The organism is Flavobacterium movens (assembly GCF_039581425.1).
In the GTDB taxonomy this organism is placed as follows: domain Bacteria; phylum Bacteroidota; class Bacteroidia; order Flavobacteriales; family Flavobacteriaceae; genus Flavobacterium; species Flavobacterium luteolum.
Genome location: NZ_JBCPXY010000014.1, coordinates 58,076 through 77,474 on the forward strand (window position 1 = coordinate 58,076; position 19,399 = coordinate 77,474).

General features: G+C 33.6%; 20 protein-coding genes. 13 read left to right on the forward strand and 7 right to left on the reverse strand.

Annotated features, from left to right (window positions below; translation table 11 throughout):
• Positions 1-16: 16 nt before the first annotated feature.
• Positions 17-973 carry a geranylgeranylglycerol-phosphate geranylgeranyltransferase gene (locus tag AAYQ05_RS20525; RefSeq protein WP_343545136.1) on the forward strand — a complete coding sequence of 319 codons (957 nt, stop codon included), beginning with the start codon at positions 17-19 and terminating at the stop codon, positions 971-973.
• Between the two features lie 201 nt (positions 974-1,174).
• Positions 1,175-2,083, forward strand: a complete 909-nt coding sequence (locus AAYQ05_RS20530; RefSeq protein ID WP_343545137.1) for a pseudouridine synthase — start codon at positions 1,175-1,177, stop codon at positions 2,081-2,083.
• A 64-nt stretch (positions 2,084-2,147) separates the two neighbouring features.
• On the opposite strand, the gene AAYQ05_RS20535 is transcribed toward AAYQ05_RS20530, so the two are convergent.
• Both AAYQ05_RS20535 and AAYQ05_RS20540 read right to left on the reverse strand, forming a co-directional pair.
• Positions 2,148-2,750, reverse strand: a complete 603-nt coding sequence (locus AAYQ05_RS20535) for a DUF937 domain-containing protein (RefSeq protein ID WP_343545138.1) — start codon at positions 2,748-2,750, stop codon at positions 2,148-2,150.
• Positions 2,751-3,034: 284 nt separating this feature from the next.
• A complete protein-coding gene (locus AAYQ05_RS20540; protein ID WP_343545139.1) occupies positions 3,035-3,535 on the reverse strand; it encodes a DUF456 domain-containing protein in 501 nt (166 codons plus the stop codon).
• A gap of 199 nt (positions 3,536-3,734) precedes the next feature.
• Between AAYQ05_RS20540 and AAYQ05_RS20545 the strand changes: the two genes are divergently transcribed.
• On the forward strand, positions 3,735-3,965 hold the full coding sequence (locus tag AAYQ05_RS20545) for a hypothetical protein (protein WP_343545140.1): 231 nt from the start codon (positions 3,735-3,737) through the stop codon (positions 3,963-3,965).
• Positions 3,966-3,999: 34 nt separating this feature from the next.
• The gene (locus AAYQ05_RS20550) at positions 4,000-4,485 is read left to right on the forward strand and encodes a hypothetical protein (RefSeq protein WP_343545141.1); all 486 of its coding nucleotides are present in this window, start codon (positions 4,000-4,002) and stop codon (positions 4,483-4,485) included.
• Between the two features lie 12 nt (positions 4,486-4,497).
• Here the strand turns inward: AAYQ05_RS20550 and AAYQ05_RS20555 are convergent, their stop codons facing one another.
• Positions 4,498-5,601 carry a glycosyltransferase family 2 protein gene (locus AAYQ05_RS20555; RefSeq protein ID WP_343545142.1) on the reverse strand — a complete coding sequence of 368 codons (1,104 nt, stop codon included), beginning with the start codon at positions 5,599-5,601 and terminating at the stop codon, positions 4,498-4,500.
• On the reverse strand, positions 5,598-6,542 hold the full coding sequence (locus tag AAYQ05_RS20560; protein WP_343545143.1) for a hypothetical protein: 945 nt from the start codon (positions 6,540-6,542) through the stop codon (positions 5,598-5,600). Before AAYQ05_RS20560 ends, AAYQ05_RS20555 begins: the two co-directional genes overlap by 4 nt.
• Positions 6,543-6,662: 120 nt before the next feature.
• Here AAYQ05_RS20560 and ruvC point away from each other — a divergent pair, with 120 nt between their 5' ends.
• The 7 genes from ruvC to AAYQ05_RS20595 all read left to right on the forward strand — a co-directional run bounded on the left by ruvC (position 6,663) and on the right by AAYQ05_RS20595 (position 11,363).
• A complete protein-coding gene (gene ruvC, locus AAYQ05_RS20565) occupies positions 6,663-7,217 on the forward strand; it encodes a crossover junction endodeoxyribonuclease RuvC (RefSeq protein WP_111288456.1) in 555 nt (184 codons plus the stop codon).
• Positions 7,218-7,303: 86 nt separating this feature from the next.
• On the forward strand, positions 7,304-8,437 hold the full coding sequence (gene hemW / locus AAYQ05_RS20570; protein WP_343545144.1) for a radical SAM family heme chaperone HemW: 1,134 nt from the start codon (positions 7,304-7,306) through the stop codon (positions 8,435-8,437).
• 78 nt (positions 8,438-8,515) lie between these two features.
• Positions 8,516-9,283 carry a cyclase family protein gene (locus AAYQ05_RS20575; protein WP_343545145.1) on the forward strand — a complete coding sequence of 256 codons (768 nt, stop codon included), beginning with the start codon at positions 8,516-8,518 and terminating at the stop codon, positions 9,281-9,283.
• Between the two features lie 167 nt (positions 9,284-9,450).
• Positions 9,451-9,852: a GNAT family N-acetyltransferase gene (locus tag AAYQ05_RS20580; protein WP_343545146.1), complete on the forward strand. Its 402-nt coding sequence runs from the start codon at positions 9,451-9,453 to the stop codon at positions 9,850-9,852.
• Positions 9,849-10,199, forward strand: coding sequence for a DUF4260 domain-containing protein (locus AAYQ05_RS20585; protein WP_343545147.1), 351 nt, complete (start codon positions 9,849-9,851; stop codon positions 10,197-10,199). Before AAYQ05_RS20580 ends, AAYQ05_RS20585 begins: the two co-directional genes overlap by 4 nt.
• A gap of 6 nt (positions 10,200-10,205) precedes the next feature.
• Entirely contained in the window at positions 10,206-10,565 is a 360-nt protein-coding gene (locus AAYQ05_RS20590; protein ID WP_343545148.1) for an MmcQ/YjbR family DNA-binding protein, read from the forward strand.
• 84 nt (positions 10,566-10,649) lie between these two features.
• Positions 10,650-11,363, forward strand: coding sequence for a PH domain-containing protein (locus AAYQ05_RS20595; protein WP_343545149.1), 714 nt, complete (start codon positions 10,650-10,652; stop codon positions 11,361-11,363).
• Between the two features lie 150 nt (positions 11,364-11,513).
• On the opposite strand, the gene AAYQ05_RS20600 is transcribed toward AAYQ05_RS20595, so the two are convergent.
• Positions 11,514-12,614 (reverse strand): DUF4407 domain-containing protein, encoded by a 1,101-nt coding sequence (locus AAYQ05_RS20600; protein WP_343545151.1) that lies wholly within the window; start codon positions 12,612-12,614, stop codon positions 11,514-11,516.
• Between the two features lie 242 nt (positions 12,615-12,856).
• Here AAYQ05_RS20600 and AAYQ05_RS20605 point away from each other — a divergent pair, with 242 nt between their 5' ends.
• Together AAYQ05_RS20605 and AAYQ05_RS20610 are read left to right on the forward strand one after the other, a co-directional pair.
• Positions 12,857-15,667 (forward strand): TonB-dependent receptor, encoded by a 2,811-nt coding sequence (locus AAYQ05_RS20605; protein WP_343545152.1) that lies wholly within the window; start codon positions 12,857-12,859, stop codon positions 15,665-15,667.
• A gap of 76 nt (positions 15,668-15,743) precedes the next feature.
• Positions 15,744-16,802, forward strand: coding sequence for a phytase (locus tag AAYQ05_RS20610; RefSeq protein ID WP_343545153.1), 1,059 nt, complete (start codon positions 15,744-15,746; stop codon positions 16,800-16,802).
• A 126-nt stretch (positions 16,803-16,928) separates the two neighbouring features.
• Here the strand turns inward: AAYQ05_RS20610 and pckA are convergent, their stop codons facing one another.
• Positions 16,929-18,533 carry a phosphoenolpyruvate carboxykinase (ATP) gene (pckA, locus tag AAYQ05_RS20615; RefSeq protein ID WP_278019745.1) on the reverse strand — a complete coding sequence of 535 codons (1,605 nt, stop codon included), beginning with the start codon at positions 18,531-18,533 and terminating at the stop codon, positions 16,929-16,931.
• A gap of 301 nt (positions 18,534-18,834) precedes the next feature.
• Positions 18,835-19,221, reverse strand: a complete 387-nt coding sequence (locus tag AAYQ05_RS20620) for a DUF423 domain-containing protein (protein WP_308067518.1) — start codon at positions 19,219-19,221, stop codon at positions 18,835-18,837.
• Between the last annotated feature and the right edge of the window lie 178 nt (positions 19,222-19,399).

Genomic DNA, 19,399 nt, shown 5'->3' on the forward strand with positions numbered 1-19,399 from the left:
TCCCACTATATCATCTATGTTAAGCAGGCAACAAAAACTTTTAGTAATGAAAATTGTTAGTCTGTTCTCTGTAGTTCGAGGTTACAATATTCCTATTATTGTTTTAGCACAATATTTATCGGCAATTTTTATACTTGCCCCAGAAATTAGAGCACTGGATATCTTACTTGATTTTCATTTGTTTTTAATTGTTTTTGCTTCCGCTATTACAATTGCTTCAGGATATATCATCAATAATTTTTACGATAGCCAGAAAGATCTGATTAATCGTCCGAATAAATCAATGCTCGATCGTTTGGTAAGTCAGAAAACTAAATTGAATGTTTATTTCAGTTTGAATTTTCTTGCGGTTCTCATGGCTTTTATAGTTTCATGGAGAGCTTTTTTGTTCTTTTCGGGCTATATTTTTATGATTTGGTTTTATTCGCATAAAATTAAGAAGTATCCAATTATTGGAAATTTAATGTCTGCATTGCTTGCTGTGACGCCTTTTTTTGCCATTTTACTTTATTTCTATAATAAGATTTCGTTTGAAGAAATTGAGAATCACATGAGTCATTTTGTGGTGATTTCGGCACATGCAGTTTTCCTGTTTCTGCTTTTGTTGATTCGCGAAATGATAAAAGATCTTGAAAATCTGAAAGGTGATTTGGTAAGTGAGTATAGAACAATTCCAGTTTTATACGGAGAAAAAATTTCTAAGCAAATTATAACAATTTTGACTTTGTCTACCATTTTACCTGTTTATGTTTTGGTTAATATTTATGACGTGGGCTATATGGATATTTATTTTTACGTCTGTTTTGGAGTTTTGCTTTTCTTCCTAATTTATTTATGGAAATCTGATTCTAAAGAACAATATCTAAAACTTCATAATGTTCTTAAGTTCCTGATTGTATCTGGCGTTTGCTGCATTGTTCTGATTAATCCAAGCGTCTTATGGCATGGTCGCGAATTGATTTCTAATTACTAAGTTTTTTCTTCCATAGAGATTCGCAAAGTATTTTTGTATAACTACGTGAAATTCTTTGTGAATCTTTGCGTAATAATCTATTACAAAAAAGCCAATTACATTGCTTCTGAACATCTTAAAATAAAACGCTATTAATCTAAGAACATTGAACTTAAGATTTATTAGCAGGAAAAAACTATCTTTGCACAAATTAATGATTCTATGAACAACAAGGAAGGCAACAATAAAAGAGGCGGATCGAGACCAAATAGCTCACGACCAAACTCTAACAAGCCAAAACCTCCTATGGCTAAGCGCGCGCAAGGGCCTAAAAAAGTAAAACCTGAAGTTAAAGCTGCTCAGGAAGCTGCTGCTGAAAAATTTAGAAAACAAAATCAGCCAGCTAAGAGACAAAAGGCTTCTGATGAAATTCGTCTGAACAAATACATCTCTAATTCTGGTGTTTGTTCTCGTCGTGACGCCGACATTTATATTCAGTCTGGAAACGTAAAAGTGAACGGTACTGTGATTACTGAAATGGGATATTTGGTAAAACTAAATGATGTTGTAAACTTTGACGGTGTAACATTAACTCCTGAAAAGAAAGAATATATTTTATTGAATAAACCTAAAAACTTTACAACTGCCTTTGATGAAGGCCAGGAATATCGTAACGTTCTAGAACTTGTTCGTGGTGCTACAAATGCAAAAATTGCTGCTGTCGGAAGAATGGACAAAAATACAACTGGTTTGTTATTGTTTACTAACGATACCGATATGATTCGTAAATTTACATTGCCGAATCAGAAATCGTCTAAAATATATCAGGTTTCTTTAGACAAAAACTTAAAATTTGAAGATTTAGAAAAAATCAGCAAAGGTTTAGTTCTTGACGGACACCGCGTTTTTGTCGAAGAAGTAAGCTATATTGATAATGAACCAAAAAGTGAAGTTGGTCTTAAGTTGCGTACTGCTAACGTAAAAGTGGTGCGTTCTATTTTTGAATCCTTTGAATATAATGTTCTTAGAATTGACCGTGTTTCGTTTGCTGGATTGACCAAAAAGAATCTTCCTCGCGGAAACTGGCGCTTTTTGACCGATCAAGAAGTTATCAATTTGAAAAACGTGTAAGCGTCTTTCAAATTTAAGTCATAAATGAATCCTGTTTTCTTATTGAAAATGGGATTTTTTATTTTTAAAAACTAAAGAAATTATGTCCGAAAAGGGTAAAAATAGATCTTCCGATAGATTGGTTTTTGTCTTCTACTGTTTCGTAATTTGAAAAACCTAGTATGATTTTGATTCCGGGCGGAATGCTGTTTAAAATATCTCTTTTTTGATCTTCTAAAAGGAGTTTTAAACTTTCTATTAATTGAAGATTGTATCTCAAGTAAGACATTACAAGTAATGCTGAAAAGTTAAGTATTTCTCTGGCTGTTTCGCTTTTTATTCCAACTTCGTTAGAAACCATTTCTGAAATTCTCCCTTTCTTGTTAGAGAACAATTCTTTCAGCAATGCATTTCCTTCTAAACGGTAACAGTCGTCGACTGATAAAATTCTGCCTGCATTAAAATCTACTTCTTGATAAAAAGTGGAATCTTCTTGGATAAGAGAAACAATTTCAGAATAAAAATCAGATTCTTCGGCTTTGTTGTAGAGTCCCATCAAAATTGTGCCGATCGAGACGTCTATTCCCTTGATTAAAAGTGCATCATTCTCAAAATAAAACTTGTTTAACTTGGAGACAACATTAGAAGAAATAAAGCGTCTAAGTTCAATTTGTAGGTTTGGGGTCATACTCATAACTTAAAAAAATGATTATTTATACTTATTTAAAATAACCGATAAAGTGAGGCTTTTCATCGATTATCGTGATAAAAATATAAAATATTTTAACATTTCCAAAAATTAAGTTAAAAATTTAGACAGTCGATTTTCAAGCATTTAGCCCTAAAAAATAGGGAAATGAGTAAATATAAAGCTTGGCGTAGTTATAAGATACGAAAATTATATTCAAAATTTTAAGAGTTTTTTTCAAAAAATCAAAAATATAAGAAAAAGCTTAAAGTCAAAATTACCATTTAGAAAATCAAGTGTCTAGTTTGCCAAAGGATAGTCAGAAAAATACCTAGATAAATTACTGAGAAAAAGAAGTTAACAAAACTCGAAGCTAAGAATCCGAGTACAGAGCCAGTAGCCGCTTTCAAAGCGCGTTTGTGATTTTGAGAATCGTATAATAGCTCGCCAATTAAGGCACCGGCAAACGGTCCAATAATGACTCCAAACGGAATTGGCGCAAGAATTCCAACAATTAAACCAATATTCGTTCCCCAGACTCCGTAAGAACTTCCGCCAAATTTTTTAGTCCCTTTTGATGGAATTACATAGTCTAAAATTGTGATAATTACCATTATAAGAAAAGTAATCCCGAGAACCCAATAATTGTTTTCTACCGCCTTGGTCAGATAGAGCAATAACAATCCTACCCAACAGCTTGATAATCCCGGCAAAACAGGAAGAAAACTCCCAAAAACACCAACAATTACACATATAAATCCGAGTAATACTAAAAGTAAATCCATAATAGTTTTGTAAATTTGCACTTACAATTTAAGCAATTTTAATAATATGCGAACTCTTGTAAAAATATTTTTATGTTTATTCTTTGTATTCTTTATTAACGACGATACAATAGCTCAATCTAAGAAACTTTCTTCAGACGATCAAGTTTTGCAGGATAGTCTTTACAACAGTAATAAGAAAAAAGTAATGAATTTTTCTATGAAAGACTTTGATAGTCTGTTCTTTGAGTTTTTCAAAAAAAAGAATGACCCAAATATTTTTTTAACCAAAACTGAGTTTTATAATTACACTGTTCAAATAGCAGCTTTTTCGGACAGACTTGCCAAACTATATCCTGACCAAAAGGTAGTTGCAGAAAAAAACAAAGAAAATTGGCTATCCGAAAAATATGAAGATTATTTAGAATACAAAGCTTCTCAAAAAAAATAATCGTATTTTTGTTTTATCATCCAATTTTAAAACTTTGAGGCAGTTTTTCCCTTTTTTTATATGTATTCTTTTTAATTCTTGTCAATATTTTGAGAAGCAGGTTCCTTCTGAAAAAGAGTTACTTCAAAAAGAGTTAAAATCGATCAACTGGAAAGAAGTAGACGAATATCCTTCTGTTCCTAACTGTGATAAAATTGCCGACAAAAAACTTCGCCAGCAGTGTTTCTTTGAAGTCATGTCGGGTCTTATTCAAGAAAAACTAAACATCGATACTTTGTCTATAATGTATCCAGAGTTGGACACAATCGAAGTCAAAGTAACCGTTTTTCCAAATTCTACTATGAAATTTGAACCTCAGTTTCCTAAAGATTCTGTGGCTTACGACACCATAAAAATAGACAGCATTTTGCATGCGCGTCTAGTCGATTTCCCAAAAGTAAATCCAGCTATAAAACGTGGAATTCCTGTAAAAACGCAATTTATTCTGCCTGTTATCATAAAAGCAAAAGACGAGAAGTAATTTTATAAGTAGCTATTTTTTAAACTGGCGATCTTTCCATTCATAAGAACCAACCAAACTATACAAAGCCACTATCGAACTAAAAAATGGATACAGCAAACTACTCAATAAAAGGCTTTTTATTCTAGTTTTTGTCAAAAATTGATTCGTTAGAAAAAGCAAAACATAATCGATTGCAAACTTAGAAAAAGCAAAAAGCACAAAAATGGCATAAGACCAAATTCCTAAAATCACAGAGAAAAAGCCAATAACAAAACTCAGATTTCCAAAGAAAACAATCAAGCCCAAGAGTTTACCAAAAGTGCTTCTATATGAACTAGTTTTAGCCGCCCAACGCACTCGTTGATAAAAAAGAGCTTTCCAATTCTCTGTTGGCTTAGTAACCACAATTGCATCTTTGGCTTTTAAATAATGAACTTCGTCAGGGAACTTTTCAATTGCTTTCTGTAGTAAAAACACATCATCTCCACTGGCAATTTTGTCGTTTCCATCAAAGCCGTTTAAGCTTTCAAACAATGATTTTGTGTAGGCAAAATTGGCTCCATTACACATAAAACCTTTCTTTAAACCAAAACTCCCAATTGTAGCACCTTGCAAACTGGTTAAATCCAATTGCTGGAAATGATCTAAAAATGAGTTTTCGCATTGATAAGTTACTGCTCCAGCAAGCATTGCAACTTTGTTCTGCTGAATATAATTATCAAAAGTCAACAACCAATTTTCAGGAACAATACAGTCGGCATCGGTTGTAATAACCCAATCAGTTTTTACATGCTGCATTGCCGTTGTAATGGCGTCCTTTTTGGGAGAACTGGAAATTCTAATGTTATCAATTATTGAAACTTGGAACCTAAAACTTGAAACCTGAAACTTTTCAATTGAAGCGTCATCAACCAAAATCACTTCAAATAAATCTGTCGGATAATTTAAGTTCGAAATGCTGTTTAAAAGATTTGGCAGATTTTCTTCTTCATTCCGAAACGGAACTATAATAGTAAAACTCGTCTGTGGTTTTAAATCTGTTTTGTAATATTGATGCACTTTGAAAAAACCATTAATCAGCAAAGAAATGCTAAAAATATAAATGGTTAATATTGTGAACAATCCGAAAATCATTCTATTGTTTTGGTTTTAAAATTCAGCACAAAATAACTTCCTAAAACAACTGGTAAAACGACGTTCAAGAACCACATTAAAGTGCTGATAAAAATTACAATCCATTCGTTTACACCCAAAATTCCGAAGAAATATATCGCAACACTTCCTTTTACCGCAAAATCCAAAAACTGAAATGTTGGCAATGAAGAAGCTAAAAAGTAAACCGATGTAATGGCTGCCATTAAAGTTAAATAAGGCAAATCGACGTCAAAACCTAAAAACAAAAAGTAATATTGATGCGAAAAAACCAAATAACGGCAGATTCCTAAAAAAATATTTTTCTGATGAACAGATTTTGGAATTTCGTTGATTTTATGAATCAGTTTTTCGATTGAATAACCTTTTACTTTTATCTTTTTAATGGAGAATAATAGAATTAAAATTAGTGCAAATCCGCCAAAAAGAATCATAACCGTTTTAGTTGTAATTACATTAAATTCAGCATTAAAATACAACAGTCCGAAGATCCCAAAAATGATGGTTAAAATCATCTGGATTCCGTTGCAGATTAAGTTTAAGAAAACAACTCTTTTAGCTTCAGATTTTGGGTAATACAAAGCTTTTCCAGCATACTCTCCTACTCCGTTTGGCGTAAAAATTCCAGCGGTTAAAGCAGCTAAAACTTGTTTTGTAGCTTCATAGACAGAGATTTTATGAATAACTTGTACCAAATTCTGCCACTTTAAAATCTCAAAATAACGATTCAAAACACTCAAAAGCAGAATAAACGAAATCCCTAAAACCGATTGGTTTTTCTTGAACAAAACAATAAACTTCTGCCAGTCCAATTTGTCATTGTTAGCCAGCTGATTATAAATAAAATAAAATGCGCCGCCAACAATTAAAAGTTTGGCCAGAAGAACTAGGAATTGCTTAGCTTTGTGAGGAATTGAAATCATGCCGCAAAAGTAAAGCTATTTCACAAAGATTCACGAAGAAATCACAAAGATGCACGGAGAAAATAAAAACTTTGTGAATCTCTGTGCTAACTTGGCGAAACTTTGTGTAACCAACTAAGAATGACACAAGAACGCATCATATTAGGTATTGACCCTGGAACCACAATTATGGGTTTTGGATTGATTAAAGTAATCAATAAAAAAATGGAATTTCTGCAATTAAACGAATTGCAATTGTCCAAATACGACAATCATTACCAAAAACTAAGAATCATTTTTGAACGAACCATCGAATTAATTGAAACGCATTGTCCAGACGAAATTGCAATTGAGGCTCCTTTCTTTGGCAAAAACGTGCAATCGATGCTGAAACTAGGACGCGCGCAAGGTGTTGCAATGGCAGCAGGACTTTCGCGAGGAATTCCGATTACAGAATACGAACCTAAAAAGATAAAAATGGCGATTACTGGAAACGGAAATGCCAGCAAAGAACAAGTTGCCAAAATGCTGCAACAGCTTTTGGGTCTAAAAGAATTACCAAAAAATCTCGATTCAACAGACGGTTTGGCAGCTGCGGTTTGTCATCATTTTAATTCAGGAAAAGTTGTGGCTGGAAAAAGCTATTCCGGTTGGGATGCTTTTGTGAAACAAAACGAGGATCGAGTTAAGAAATGAGTCAATGTGCCAATTTGATAATTAGATAATTCTATAGACAACCATAAATTATCTAATTGACACATTCTCTAATTATCTAATTAAAAATGAGCGGCATTTATATTCACATACCATTCTGCAAGCAGGCTTGCCATTACTGCGACTTTCATTTTTCTACTTCGATGAAAAAGAAAGACGATATGGTTTTGGCTTTGGCTAAAGAAATTGCTATGCGCAAAACCGAAAGTGATGGTGAAATTGAAACTATTTACTTTGGTGGAGGAACTCCTTCAGTTTTATCGAATGACGAAATAAATTTTTTACTTTCTGAAGTTTATAAAAACTATAAAGTTGTAGAAAATCCTGAAATTACGCTTGAAGCCAATCCTGATGATTTATCTGCCGAAAGAATTTTAGAATTGTCTAAAAGTCCTATAAATCGTTTAAGCATCGGAATTCAGTCTTTTTACGAAGAAGATTTGAAAATGATGAATCGCGCTCATAATTCGGCGGAAGCCAAAAAATGTCTTGAAGAAGCGACCAAATATTTTGACAATATTTCCCTGGATTTAATTTACGGAATTCCAGGAATGAGTGACGAAATGTGGAAACAGAATATTCAGACTGCTTTAGATTTCGGCATTCCACATATTTCTAGCTATGCTTTGACGGTTGAGCCAAAAACAGCTTTGAGCAAATTAATTCAAACCGGAAAAGTGGCTGAACCTCAAGACGAAGTGGCGTCTAATCATTTTGCGATTTTGGTTGAAATGCTTCAAAAAAATGGTTTTATTCATTACGAATTATCCAATTTCGGGAAAGAGAATTATTTCTCCAAAAACAATTCGGCTTATTGGCTGGGGAAAAAATATATCGGAATTGGCCCTTCGGCACATAGTTATGATGGTGAAAAAAGAGGCTGGAATATTGCGAATAATTCATTGTATTTAAAAGCAATTCAAAACGACGAACTTCCAATAGAAACAGAAATCCTGACTATTTCAGATCGTTATAATGAATATGTTATGACCGGATTACGAACGATTTGGGGCGTTTCTTTAGAGAGAATTGAAAAGGAATTCGGATCAGAATATTTAAATTATTTACTGGAACAATCTCAAAAGTTCTTAAACGACAATTTGCTATCGATCGAAAACAACATTTTAAAACCAACTCTGAAAGGAAAATTTTTAACGGATGGAATTGCAAGTGATCTGTTTTATTTAAATTTGGAAGAATAAAATTAGCCACGAAGGCACAAAGACTCAAATTTATTAAACTTTGTGACTTAGCGTCTTTGCGGCGTAAAATCCAAATTTGTGTTAGCAAAAATCAACAACTTCGAAATCGACTTATCAAAACCCATTGATATTTCTATTCCTTTAACCAATACAGATGAAAATCCGATTGCTTGGTATATTGAAAAACCAGTCATTGAACCAGTAGTTTTTGGCGACTGGATTGGGAAAGTTTCAGAAGGAAAATCATCTACTAATTTCAATAATATTTTCTTCAATCCGCATGGGCATGGAACGCACACGGAGTGTTTGGGACATATTACGAATGATTTTTATAGCATTAATCAATCGTTGAAACAGTTTTTCTTTATGGCGAAATTGATTACGGTTGAACCTGAAAAGATTGGGGATGATTTTGTGATTACTAAAGAACAGGTTCGAAAAGCTTTAAGCGCTTCGACTTCGTTCAGCGTTACAAATGAAGCTTTGATTGTCAGAACACTTCCAAATCAAAAGGAAAAGAAATCGAGAAAATATTCAAATACAAATCCACCATATTTGTCTGAAGAAGCTGCAATTTTCATCCGCGAAAGCGAAATTCAGCATTTATTGATCGATTTGCCAAGTGTTGACAAAGAACATGATGAAGGAAAATTATTAGCTCATAAAGCATTTTGGAACGTAAAAGACACGCATAATGTAAATCCAGACACAAGATTTAATGCTACAATTACCGAAATGATTTACGTTTCAGACGAAATTGAAGATGGAAATTATATACTAAATCTTCAAATCGCTTCGTTTGAAAATGATGCAAGTCCATCAAAACCAATTTTATATAAAATTTAAAAATTTGCCACAACCCGAGCGATAGCGAACAGGCGAAGCAATTACACGAATTTTCACGAATTAATTTTTTGCCACAGATTAAAGGATTAAAATGATTAAATCTGTGTGAATCTTTTTAATCTGTGGCAAAAAAATCTAAAATCTGAACTCTAAAATCTAAAATTAAAATGATTAGTGTTTCAACTGACAAAACTAAACTCGACGTTCCGTTTATACAAAACTTCCTGAAAGATATTTATTGGGCAGCAGGAAGAACTATAGAAGAAGTGCAACGCACAATTGACGCTTCGGTTTGTTTTGGGATTTATTTAGATGACAAGCAAATTGGTTTTGCACGCGTTATAACCGATTATGTGGTTTTTGCTTATTTAATGGATGTTTTTATTGATGAAGCACATCGTGGAAAAGGTTATTCATCGATTTTAATTGAAGCGATGATGAATGAACCTCAATTGCAAGAAGTTAAAATCTGGCGATTAGCCACAACCGATGCCCACTTTTTATATGAAAAATTCGGATTTACAAAACTGAATCATCCTGAAAAGATGATGGAAAAAATAGTAAAATGAAAACAGTCTTAAAACTAGAAGAAGTCGCATTATTTATTCTCGGAATTTTCCTTTTTAACCGTTTAAACTACGAATGGTGGTGGTTTTTGGCTTTAATTTTGACTCCAGATTTATCGATGATTGGTTATGTTTTTGGAAATAAAGCAGGTGCATTTGCTTATAATTTATTTCATCATAAAGGAATTGCGCTTTTAATTTATGCTTTAGGATGTTATTTAAACATTGAGAGTATTCAGTTAGCTGGAATTATATTATTTTCACATTCAGCATTGGATCGCATTTTTGGTTACGGACTGAAATATGAAAAAGGTTTTAAATACACACATTTAGGTGAAATTGGTAAATAAGCAATTATGAATTTAGAAACGTTTTACGAATATTGTTTGTCGAAAAAAGGAGTAAGCGAGCACTTTCCTTTTGATGAAGATACGCTGGTTTTTAAAGTGGGCGGAAAAATGTTTGCTTTATCTTCTTTATCACAATGGGAAAAAAACGAACCGTCTGTCAATTTAAAATGCGATCCAGATCGAGCACAAGAACTCAGAGCCGAATATGACGAAATTCAGCCAGGTTATCATATGAGCAAAATACATTGGAATACGATTGCTTTAAACGGAAATCTTCCAGACAGATTCGTCAAAGAATTGATAGATCATTCGTATGAATTGGTTTTCAAAAGTTTGACAAAGAAAATTCAGAACGAAATTATCTAATTAAAAAATTAGGCATTACATTTGCAGGGTGAGATCAAAACTTAACAACCCGAATCAGTTTGCAAATTAGCATTTTATAGCATCATGAAAGAACAATTTAAAAAATTTCTAAACGAAGAACAAGATCCAAAAGCGATTGAAAAAATCACTTCGAAACTCACAGATTTATTGATGAAAGGCGAAGAAGTTGGATACATCGCAGTGCAAAAAAAACCTGCAATCACTGTTTTTCCTGATAGTATTGTATTAACAAATAAACGTATCATTATCTGCAAGCCTAAAAATCTAGGCCTTTCTATGGATTTTACAGATTATACGTGGGATGATATTGCAAGTACTTTTGTAAAAGAAAACATTTTAGGTTCTGAATTTTCATTTGGCACCAAAACAGATTTAGCCGTTTCTATTGATTATATTCCAAAAATTCAGGCTAGAAAAATTTATACTTACGCTAAAGAACAATTGGATTTATTAAAAAATCCTGTTCAAACGGCAACTCCAATTCAAGAAACTGCTGAACCTGTTTTTGAAGAAGAAGCAGAGGAAGAAATTGAAGAAGTAGAAACAGAAGAAGTAACAAGCTTTGCTGAAATTTTACCAGCTGCTCCTGCTGTTACAGAAACTTACGAACCGCTTCCAACTCAGCCAGCTCAACCAACAGGAGAACGCAAATTAAGCGATTTATCTAAAGAAGAGCTTTTTGATAAATTACAGAATTACAAAAAACTTCTTGACAATGGTTTAATCATGCAAGGAGAATATGACGCTTACAAAAAAGAGATATTAAGCTACATGTAGGTTAGTCTTAAAGTCAAAAGTCAAAAGTCGAAAGTCTTAAAGTTTTTGACTTTGTCTAAATAATAAAAGCCAGAAATAGAATTTCTATTTCTGGCTTGTTCTTTTTAAATCTGCAATTGACTTTGAGACTTTCGACTTTCGACTTTAAGACTAAAGCGTAGCCTTCTGTTTTTCTACAAATTTATGCGATTGCAGTTCTAGCAACTCTTTTGCATTTTTTCGCTGCAGATCAAACAAACCTTTATCTTCTGCAATATCAGCGTAGACTTTATCATGCATTTCGGCGCTTGTTTTAACTAATAATTCGCGCTGGTATTTGTTTTGCGTCAAAGTCGCTTTCATTGCCGTTTCGGCTTCTTCTTGCTTGAAATCGAATTCTCCTTTTGGAGCTAATAATTTAGCAATAATTGGAGATGTTTCAATTGCCAGAAACAAAAGCATAATAAAAAATGACGGCAGCCAAGGCAGTTTGTTCAATGCATTGATTCGCGCCATTAATCCGTCGAAACCTTCAATGATGGGCTGTGTTTGCGAAACCTTTTTGTCTAAATCGGCTTGAAGCTGTACGCCTGCTTTTTCTTTTTCGGCAATTTTAGCTTCGTTGGTCTTTTTCAGCGTTTCGAATTCTTTTAGAGCAGCATCGTGTTTTTCGCGTTTCTCTTTATAAACTGGGCCTTTTCCTAGTTTTTTAGTTCCTGCAGTTCCTTCTGCTTCAGTAATATAAACCGAATACAAATCGTTTACTTCTTTTTCTTTCTTTACAATATCTGCTTTTAATGCCGTAATTTCAGCTTTATTTTTATCTAAGTCTGTTTTGAAATACGTTCCGATTTGTTTTTTGTTGGCCAATTCCATTTCGTTTTTCTCTTTCAACAAAACGGTATTGATTTCTTTTTCGAAAATTTTAATCTCCAAAGGTTTCGAAATTACAATAGCAATAATAATAGCCAAAGCAATACGCGGAGTTGCCTGCAGAAATTCGTCTAAGAAACGATCTCTTTTTTTAATAGTAGAAACGATAAATCGGTCTAAATTGAAGATCAGTAAACTCCAAACAAATCCGAAAATTAAAGCAGGATAAATAGAATCGAAAACAGTAAAAAGCGCATAAGCACTGGCTAGAAAAGCCATTACTGCTGTAAAGAATACTGTGGCGCCAATACCAACATATTTGGTTTGTTCGCCTTCTGAGCAGTCTTTCAGGAGATCACGGTCGGCTCCTGAACATAGGATGAAAAATTGTTTTAACATGATTGATGATTTTTGATTGTGATTGATACGGCAAATTTAACGCCAAAAATTTAATTCTCAGGTAAATAGTTGATTTGTTTTTACTTGACTCTATAAAATTCCTTTTTTTATTAAATGTTATTTTAACATTAATCTATTTCTAATGTTAGCCAAGAATCATAACACTATGTTAATTTTTTTTCAAGGCTTTAGTAATACGCAGGCCTTAGTTTCGCAATCGAAAATCAAACTAAACACACACAATGAAAAAATTTTATCTATTAACCGCATTCTTTTTATTCGCCTTTACAGGTTTTGCACAGAAGGCCATTATCTCTGGAAAGATACTGGATGCTGATGACAAACTGCCTCTTCCTGGAGCTATGGTTCAAATTGTAGGCGAGAAAAAATACACCGTTTCTGATTATAACGGTCGTTTCGAGTTATTAAATATTAACGAAGGAACTTACAAAGTTGAAGTAAAATATATTGGATATGCTACTTTAACGCAAGAAATAAAAGTAGAGCAAGGAAAAAACAATGTAATTGACTTTGCTCTTAAAGCTTCTGAAAATGAATTGAAAGAAGTTGTTGTTGGAGACATCTTAAAAGGTCAGGCAAAAGCGCTGAACCAACAAAAAAACAATAAAAATATCGGAAACGTAATCTCTTCTGATCAAATGGGTCGTTTCCCAGATGCTAACGTGGGAGACGCTTTAAAACGTGTTCCTGGTATTACCATGCAAAATGACCAAGGTGAAGCGCGTAACATTATTATTAGAGGTTTAGCTCCTTCTTTGAACTCTGTAACTTTAAATGGAGACCGTATTCCATCTGCAGAAGGAGATAACAGAAACGTACAAATGGACTTAATTCCGTCTGATATGATTTCTACAATCGAAGTAAACAAAACGCTTACATCAGATATGGATGCTGACGCAATTGGAGGTTCTGTAAACTTAATTACAAGAGCAACTCCAAACGGAGAAAGAATTTCTGCAACTCTAGCTGGAGGATATTTACCAATTCGCGATCACGCTTCTTACACTGCTGGTTTAGTTTATGGTAACCGTTTTGCAAACGATAAATTAGGAGTAGTTTTTAGCGGATCATACAATAATGTGGATTACGGTTCTGATAACATCGAAAACGAATGGGTAAAAGATGATTTTGGAAATGAGTACTTACAAGCATCTGAAATTAGAAAATATGATGTACAACGTATCCGTCGTAGTGCTTCTGTTGCTTTAGATTATAAATTCAACGACAACAATACCATTTTTGCAAATGCCATCTACAACTGGAGAGATGACAGAGAAAACCGTTTCAGAACTACTTACGATGATATCGAACCGCTTTATAATGGTGAAGAAATTGTTGGTTTTGAAGGTCGTGTAAAACGCCAAACAAAAGGTGGTTTAGACAACAATAGAAATAAAAACAGAAGATTAGAAGACCAAAGAGTACAAAACTATTCTATTCGCGGAGAGCACTTAATCAACTCAACTTTAGATTTAGACTGGTCTGCTAACTATGCAAAAGCAAGAGAATACCGTCCGGGTGAGCGTTATATCGAATACCGTCAGAAAGGTTTAGAAATGTTTGAAGATCTATCTGATATCAGATTCCCGTTAATGACAACTGTTGGAGAATCTGTTGACGAATTTAAATTTGATTCTGTTACCGAAAACACAGACGAAACTAGCGAAAGCGAGTTTGGTGCTAAAGTAAATATCCGTTTCCCTTTCTCTGTAATTGCTGGAGAAAAAGGAAGATTGAGAACTGGTCTTAGACTTCGTTTAAAAGAAAAAGAAAGAAACAATATGTTCTATTCTTACACTCCGCTAAACGACGATATGGAATTATTATCGCAAGTTCCAACAAGTTATTATGACGGGAAAGATTTTAATCCAGGAAGCAAATATGTACCAGGAACTTTCGCTTCGGCTTCTTTCTTAGGAAGTTTAGATTTGAACAATGCTTCTCTATTCGAAAAAGAAGCAGATCCAGCAGAATATTTAGCTGTAAACTATAATGCTAAAGAAAGAATTACTGCCGCTTATGTAAGATGGGATCAGGATTTTAACGATAAACTTTCTATGGTTTTAGGTTTCCGTGTCGAAAATACGCATATCGATTATACAGGAAACCGTGTATTGGATGAGGAAGAATTAGAAAGCAAAATCAACAATACCAACTCTTACACTAATTTATTGCCAAGTATTTCATTACAATACAACGCAACAAAAGATCTAGTTTTAAGAGCTGCTGCTACAACAGCATTAGCAAGACCAAACTACTACGCATTAGCACCTTATGTAAATAACATTGCTGCCGATAAAGAAATTACAGCTGGAAATCCAGATCTTAATGCTACATACTCATACAACTATGATTTTATGGCAGAGAACTATTTCAAATCTGTTGGTTTAATTTCTGGAGGTGTTTTCTACAAAAGATTAAATGATTTCATTTACAACTATAGTGACAACCAATATACTGCTGAAAAATTCGCAGCCGATTTTCCAAATCAGGCAAATCCAATTCCAGCGGGAGAAAACTGGTCATTCTTACAATCAAGAAACGGAGAAAATGTTGACGTTTACGGATTTGAAGTTGCTTTTCAGCGTCAGTTAGATTTCTTGCCTGGTAAGTTCTTAAAAGGTTTTGGTATCTATTTAAACTATACCTACACAAAATCTAAAGCAAGCGGAATTGCTGATGAAGATGGAAATGAAAGAAACGACATTAGTCTTCCTGGAACAACGCCTCACATGTTTAACGGATCTTTATCTTGGGAAAACAAGCGTTTCTCTGCTAGAATCTCAACCAACTTTACTTCTGATTATTTAGATGAATTAGGTTCTGAGTCTTACAAAGACAGTTACTATGATAAGCAGTTTTTCTTAGATGCAAATGCAGCTTATAAGATTACTCCAAAACTTCGCTTTTTTGCAGAAGCAAATAACTTAACAAACCAGCCGTTACGTTACTACCAAGGAGTTGCGGCTCATACAAAACAAGCAGAATACTACCAGCCACGTTACAATTTCGGATTGAAATTAGACTTGTAATTCTGCACTTTTATAAAATTCTTAAATTAGACAGAGTTTAATGCTCTGTCTAATTGCATTAAAATATACTATACAAATGAAAAATAAATCTTTAGTTGCTTTTTTACTTTTAAGCTTGGCTTTTACAGCTTGCAAAAACGATAAATTAGCGCCAGTTCAGCCAAATGCTGTAAAACCAACAATTGTTACAGAAGCACTACCTCATGATACAGATGATCCTTCAATTTGGATCAATCCAACTGATGCTTCAAAGAGTATTATTGTTGGAACAGATAAAGACACAGACGGAGGTTTGTATGCTTTTGATTTGAATGGAAAAATCCTTAAAAAATCAATTCCGCTAAAACGTCCGAACAACGTTGATATCGCTTACGGATTAATTATTGACGGAAAAAAAGTTGATGTTGCCGTAACAACTGAACGTGAAGAAAACAAAATCAGAATTTTTAGTTTACCTGATTTAGAGCCAATTGATAACGGCGGAATTCCCGTTTTTGAAGGAGAAACGCAACGCGATCCAATGGGAGTTTCATTATACACTCGCCCAAGCGATGGGAAGATTTTTGCTATTGTAGGAAGAAAAACAGGCCCTTCTGGAAGTTATTTATGGCAATATGAACTTTCTGGAAACGGAAAATTTGCTGCTGCAAAAGTGGTTCGTAAATTCGGAACGTATAGCGGTAAAAAAGAAATCGAAGCTATAGCTGTAGATAACGAATTAGGTTTCGTGTACTATTGCGATGAACAGGCTGGAATTAGAAAATACAAGGCAGATCCGGCTTTAAACGATAATAAAGAATTGGCTTTCTTTGGTCAGAAAGATTTCAAAGCAGACCACGAAGGAATCGCGATTTACAAAAAAACAGATTCTACAGGATATATTTTAGTATCTAACCAACAGGCAAATTCTTTCATGGTTTATCCTAGAGAAGGCGCCAACGGAAATCCAAACAATCATCCGTTATTGGCTGAAGTTCCAACTTCTACAATTGAATGCGATGGTGCAGATGCTACAAGTGTAAATCTAGGGCCAAAATTCAAAAACGGACTTTTTGTAGCAATGAGCAACGGAATGACTTTCCACTATTATACTTGGGATTTAATTCAAAAACGCATAAACGAAGCTAAAAAATAAAAGTTTCAAGGTTTTCAGTCGCAGTCCCGTGTTCAGTGTCTATTTTTTTTACTGCGATTGGAAACCAACTAAAAAAAGCTGTTCATTTCTGAACAGCTTTTTTATTTTTGAATTAAATAATTCCTTTTATTCTGTAATCGGTGCACCTGCTAAGATTTCAGCATTTGCAAACTCTTCAAATTTGGCGAAATTAGCTTTGAATTTATGTGCTAATTCCAACGCTTTTTTATCGTATAAATCTTTGTCTTCCCAAGTGTTTCTAGGATTTAAAATTTCCACTGGAACATTTGGACAATCTTGAGGAATTTCAATTCCAAATACTTCATGATTTTTAAACGCTACATCGTTTAATTCTCCTTTTAATGCAGCAGTAATCATAGCACGAGTATATTTAAGCTTCATACGGCTTCCTGTTCCGTAAGCACCACCAGTCCATCCTGTATTGATTAACCAAACTTTTACGCCCGCATCTTTCATTTTTTTGCTCAACATTTCAGCATAACGCGTTGGGTGCAAAGGCATAAATGGTGCTCCAAAACAAGCAGAGAAATTAGGTTGTGGCTCTGTTACACCCGCTTCTGTTCCAGCAACTTTTGCTGTATAGCCAGAAATAAAGTGGTACGCTGCCTGACCTGGAGTCAATCTTGAGATTGGAGGCAGAATTCCGAAAGAATCAGCCGTTAAGAAAAATATATTTTTAGGATTGTGTCCAACCAAACCTGGCTGTACATTATCAATATGTGTAATTGGGTAACTTACACGTGTATTTTGAGTAATAGAAACATCGTCAAAATCAACTACGTTTGTTCCTGCTTTGAAAACCACATTTTCTAAAAGCGCTCCTTTTTTGATCGCTCTAAAAATGTCTGGTTCATTTTCTTCTGTTAAATTAATCACTTTTGCATAACATCCGCCTTCAAAATTGAAAACAGTGTTTTCGTTTGTCCATCCATGCTCATCGTCACCGATTAATTTACGCTCTGGATCTGCAGATAAAGTTGTTTTTCCTGTACCAGACAATCCGAAGAAGATTGCTGTATCTCCTGCCTCACCAACATTGGCGCTACAGTGCATTGGAAGTGTATTTTTGAAAACTGGAAGAATAAAGTTTAATGCAGAGAAAATTCCTTTCTTCATTTCTCCTGTATAACCTGTTCCACCAATTAAAGCAATTTTTTTAGTAAAATCTAAAATAGCAAAATTAGACTGGCGCGTTCCGTCTACAGCAGGATCTGCCATAAAACTTGGAGCACAAACTACTGTCCATTCTGGAGTAAAATTAGCCAGTTCTGAATCTTCTGGTCTTAAGAACATATTGTAGCAAAACAAGTTTGACCAAGCAGTTTCTGTTACAACACGTACATTCAATCTATAATTTGGATCAGAACAAACATAAGAATCGCGAACAAAAACTTCTTTGTCTGATAAAAATGCTGTTACCTTATTATAAAGCTTTTCAAAAGCTTGGGGCTCAAATGGGATATTTACATTTCCCCACCAAACTTGATCTTTTGTAATATCATCTTTTACGATAAAACGATCTTGTGGAGAACGGCCTGTAAATTCACCTGTATTAATTGCTAACGCTCCAGTAGAATTTTCAACACCTTGACCTGACTGCAAAGTAATCGCATGTAATTCATCTGCAGATAGTTGATAACGAACTTTTGCATTTTCAATTCCTAACTCTTTTAACGAAATCGATTGCGCGAAAACTGTATTAGTGTCCATAAGTTTTTAAGTTGTGTGTGATTTTTTGTTTAAAGCAAAATTACAGATTTATTTTTATTTCTTTTAAAATACTTAAATTTCACTTTAATTTATATGAAAAAAGAGAAATTTCACTTTAAAAATTATAAAAAGAAAAAAATAACCGCCTCTAATTTGTTTATTTACAACCTTATACGCGAATTTGTTATATTATTTTTGTTTGACAACAGAAAATACAAAAAAGTCACACAAATAAAGTTATATGTTATTTATGTGACAAAATTAAAGATTAATTCTTAGACAGAATTTTTTTTTCGGGATTTTATGATTTTCTCTTCAAAATCGTAAAGAATAATAGCGCCCAAGCAATAATTAATAAGAAACCACCCAAAGGTGTTGCGAATACGATAATTTTAGATTCGAAAAGTGTATAGTCTTTTGTTGCCAATAAATAGATCGAACCACTAAAAAGTAAAACGCCTGCCACAACTAAATTATAGATCGTTTTTAGAGTCTTCTCTGCAATATCTTTTTGGGTAGATAAAAATAGAAGAAAAAGAGCATGATACATTTGGTAGCGAACACCAACTTCAAAAGTATTTAATTGATCAACCGAAAGATATTTTTTCAATAAATGAGCACCAAAAGCGCCCAAAATAATAGCTAACATACCAATAAAAGCTCCAGTTAAAACGATTCTTCTTTTCATAATATATCTCTTTTAAATTTCAAACAAAAATACTTCAAACGAACTGAAAAACCGCCTTTGTTCCTAGATTATTTAGAACAAAATCAAATTATTTTTGGGGTTTTGCGAAAAAAATAATTTTATTTTCTTTAATTTGAATTGTTATATTTATAACATTTAAATATATTTGTGTTAAATA

Bases quoted from the DNA above. Each gene is read 5' to 3' on its own strand.
- AAYQ05_RS20590 (WP_343545148.1), top strand. From the start codon at position 10,206: ATGAATTTAGAAACGTTTTACGAATATTGTTTGTCGAAAAAAGGAGTA.
- AAYQ05_RS20600 (WP_343545151.1), bottom strand. From the start codon at position 12,614: ATGTTAAAACAATTTTTCATCCTATGTTCAGGAGCCGACCGTGATCTC.
- AAYQ05_RS20540 (WP_343545139.1), bottom strand. From the start codon at position 3,535: ATGGATTTACTTTTAGTATTACTCGGATTTATATGTGTAATTGTTGGT.
- AAYQ05_RS20610 (WP_343545153.1), top strand. From the start codon at position 15,744: ATGAAAAATAAATCTTTAGTTGCTTTTTTACTTTTAAGCTTGGCTTTT.
- hemW (WP_343545144.1), top strand. From the start codon at position 7,304: ATGAGCGGCATTTATATTCACATACCATTCTGCAAGCAGGCTTGCCAT.
- pckA (WP_278019745.1), bottom strand. From the start codon at position 18,533: ATGGACACTAATACAGTTTTCGCGCAATCGATTTCGTTAAAAGAGTTA.
- AAYQ05_RS20545 (WP_343545140.1), top strand. From the start codon at position 3,735: ATGAAAGACTTTGATAGTCTGTTCTTTGAGTTTTTCAAAAAAAAGAAT.
- AAYQ05_RS20585 (WP_343545147.1), top strand. From the start codon at position 9,849: ATGAAAACAGTCTTAAAACTAGAAGAAGTCGCATTATTTATTCTCGGA.
- ruvC (WP_111288456.1), top strand. From the start codon at position 6,663: ATGACACAAGAACGCATCATATTAGGTATTGACCCTGGAACCACAATT.
- AAYQ05_RS20620 (WP_308067518.1), bottom strand. From the start codon at position 19,221: ATGAAAAGAAGAATCGTTTTAACTGGAGCTTTTATTGGTATGTTAGCT.
- AAYQ05_RS20525 (WP_343545136.1), top strand. From the start codon at position 17: ATGTTAAGCAGGCAACAAAAACTTTTAGTAATGAAAATTGTTAGTCTG.
- AAYQ05_RS20535 (WP_343545138.1), bottom strand. From the start codon at position 2,750: ATGACCCCAAACCTACAAATTGAACTTAGACGCTTTATTTCTTCTAAT.
- AAYQ05_RS20555 (WP_343545142.1), bottom strand. From the start codon at position 5,601: ATGATTTTCGGATTGTTCACAATATTAACCATTTATATTTTTAGCATT.
- AAYQ05_RS20560 (WP_343545143.1), bottom strand. From the start codon at position 6,542: ATGATTTCAATTCCTCACAAAGCTAAGCAATTCCTAGTTCTTCTGGCC.
- AAYQ05_RS20580 (WP_343545146.1), top strand. From the start codon at position 9,451: ATGATTAGTGTTTCAACTGACAAAACTAAACTCGACGTTCCGTTTATA.
- AAYQ05_RS20595 (WP_343545149.1), top strand. From the start codon at position 10,650: ATGAAAGAACAATTTAAAAAATTTCTAAACGAAGAACAAGATCCAAAA.
- AAYQ05_RS20530 (WP_343545137.1), top strand. From the start codon at position 1,175: ATGAACAACAAGGAAGGCAACAATAAAAGAGGCGGATCGAGACCAAAT.
- AAYQ05_RS20605 (WP_343545152.1), top strand. From the start codon at position 12,857: ATGAAAAAATTTTATCTATTAACCGCATTCTTTTTATTCGCCTTTACA.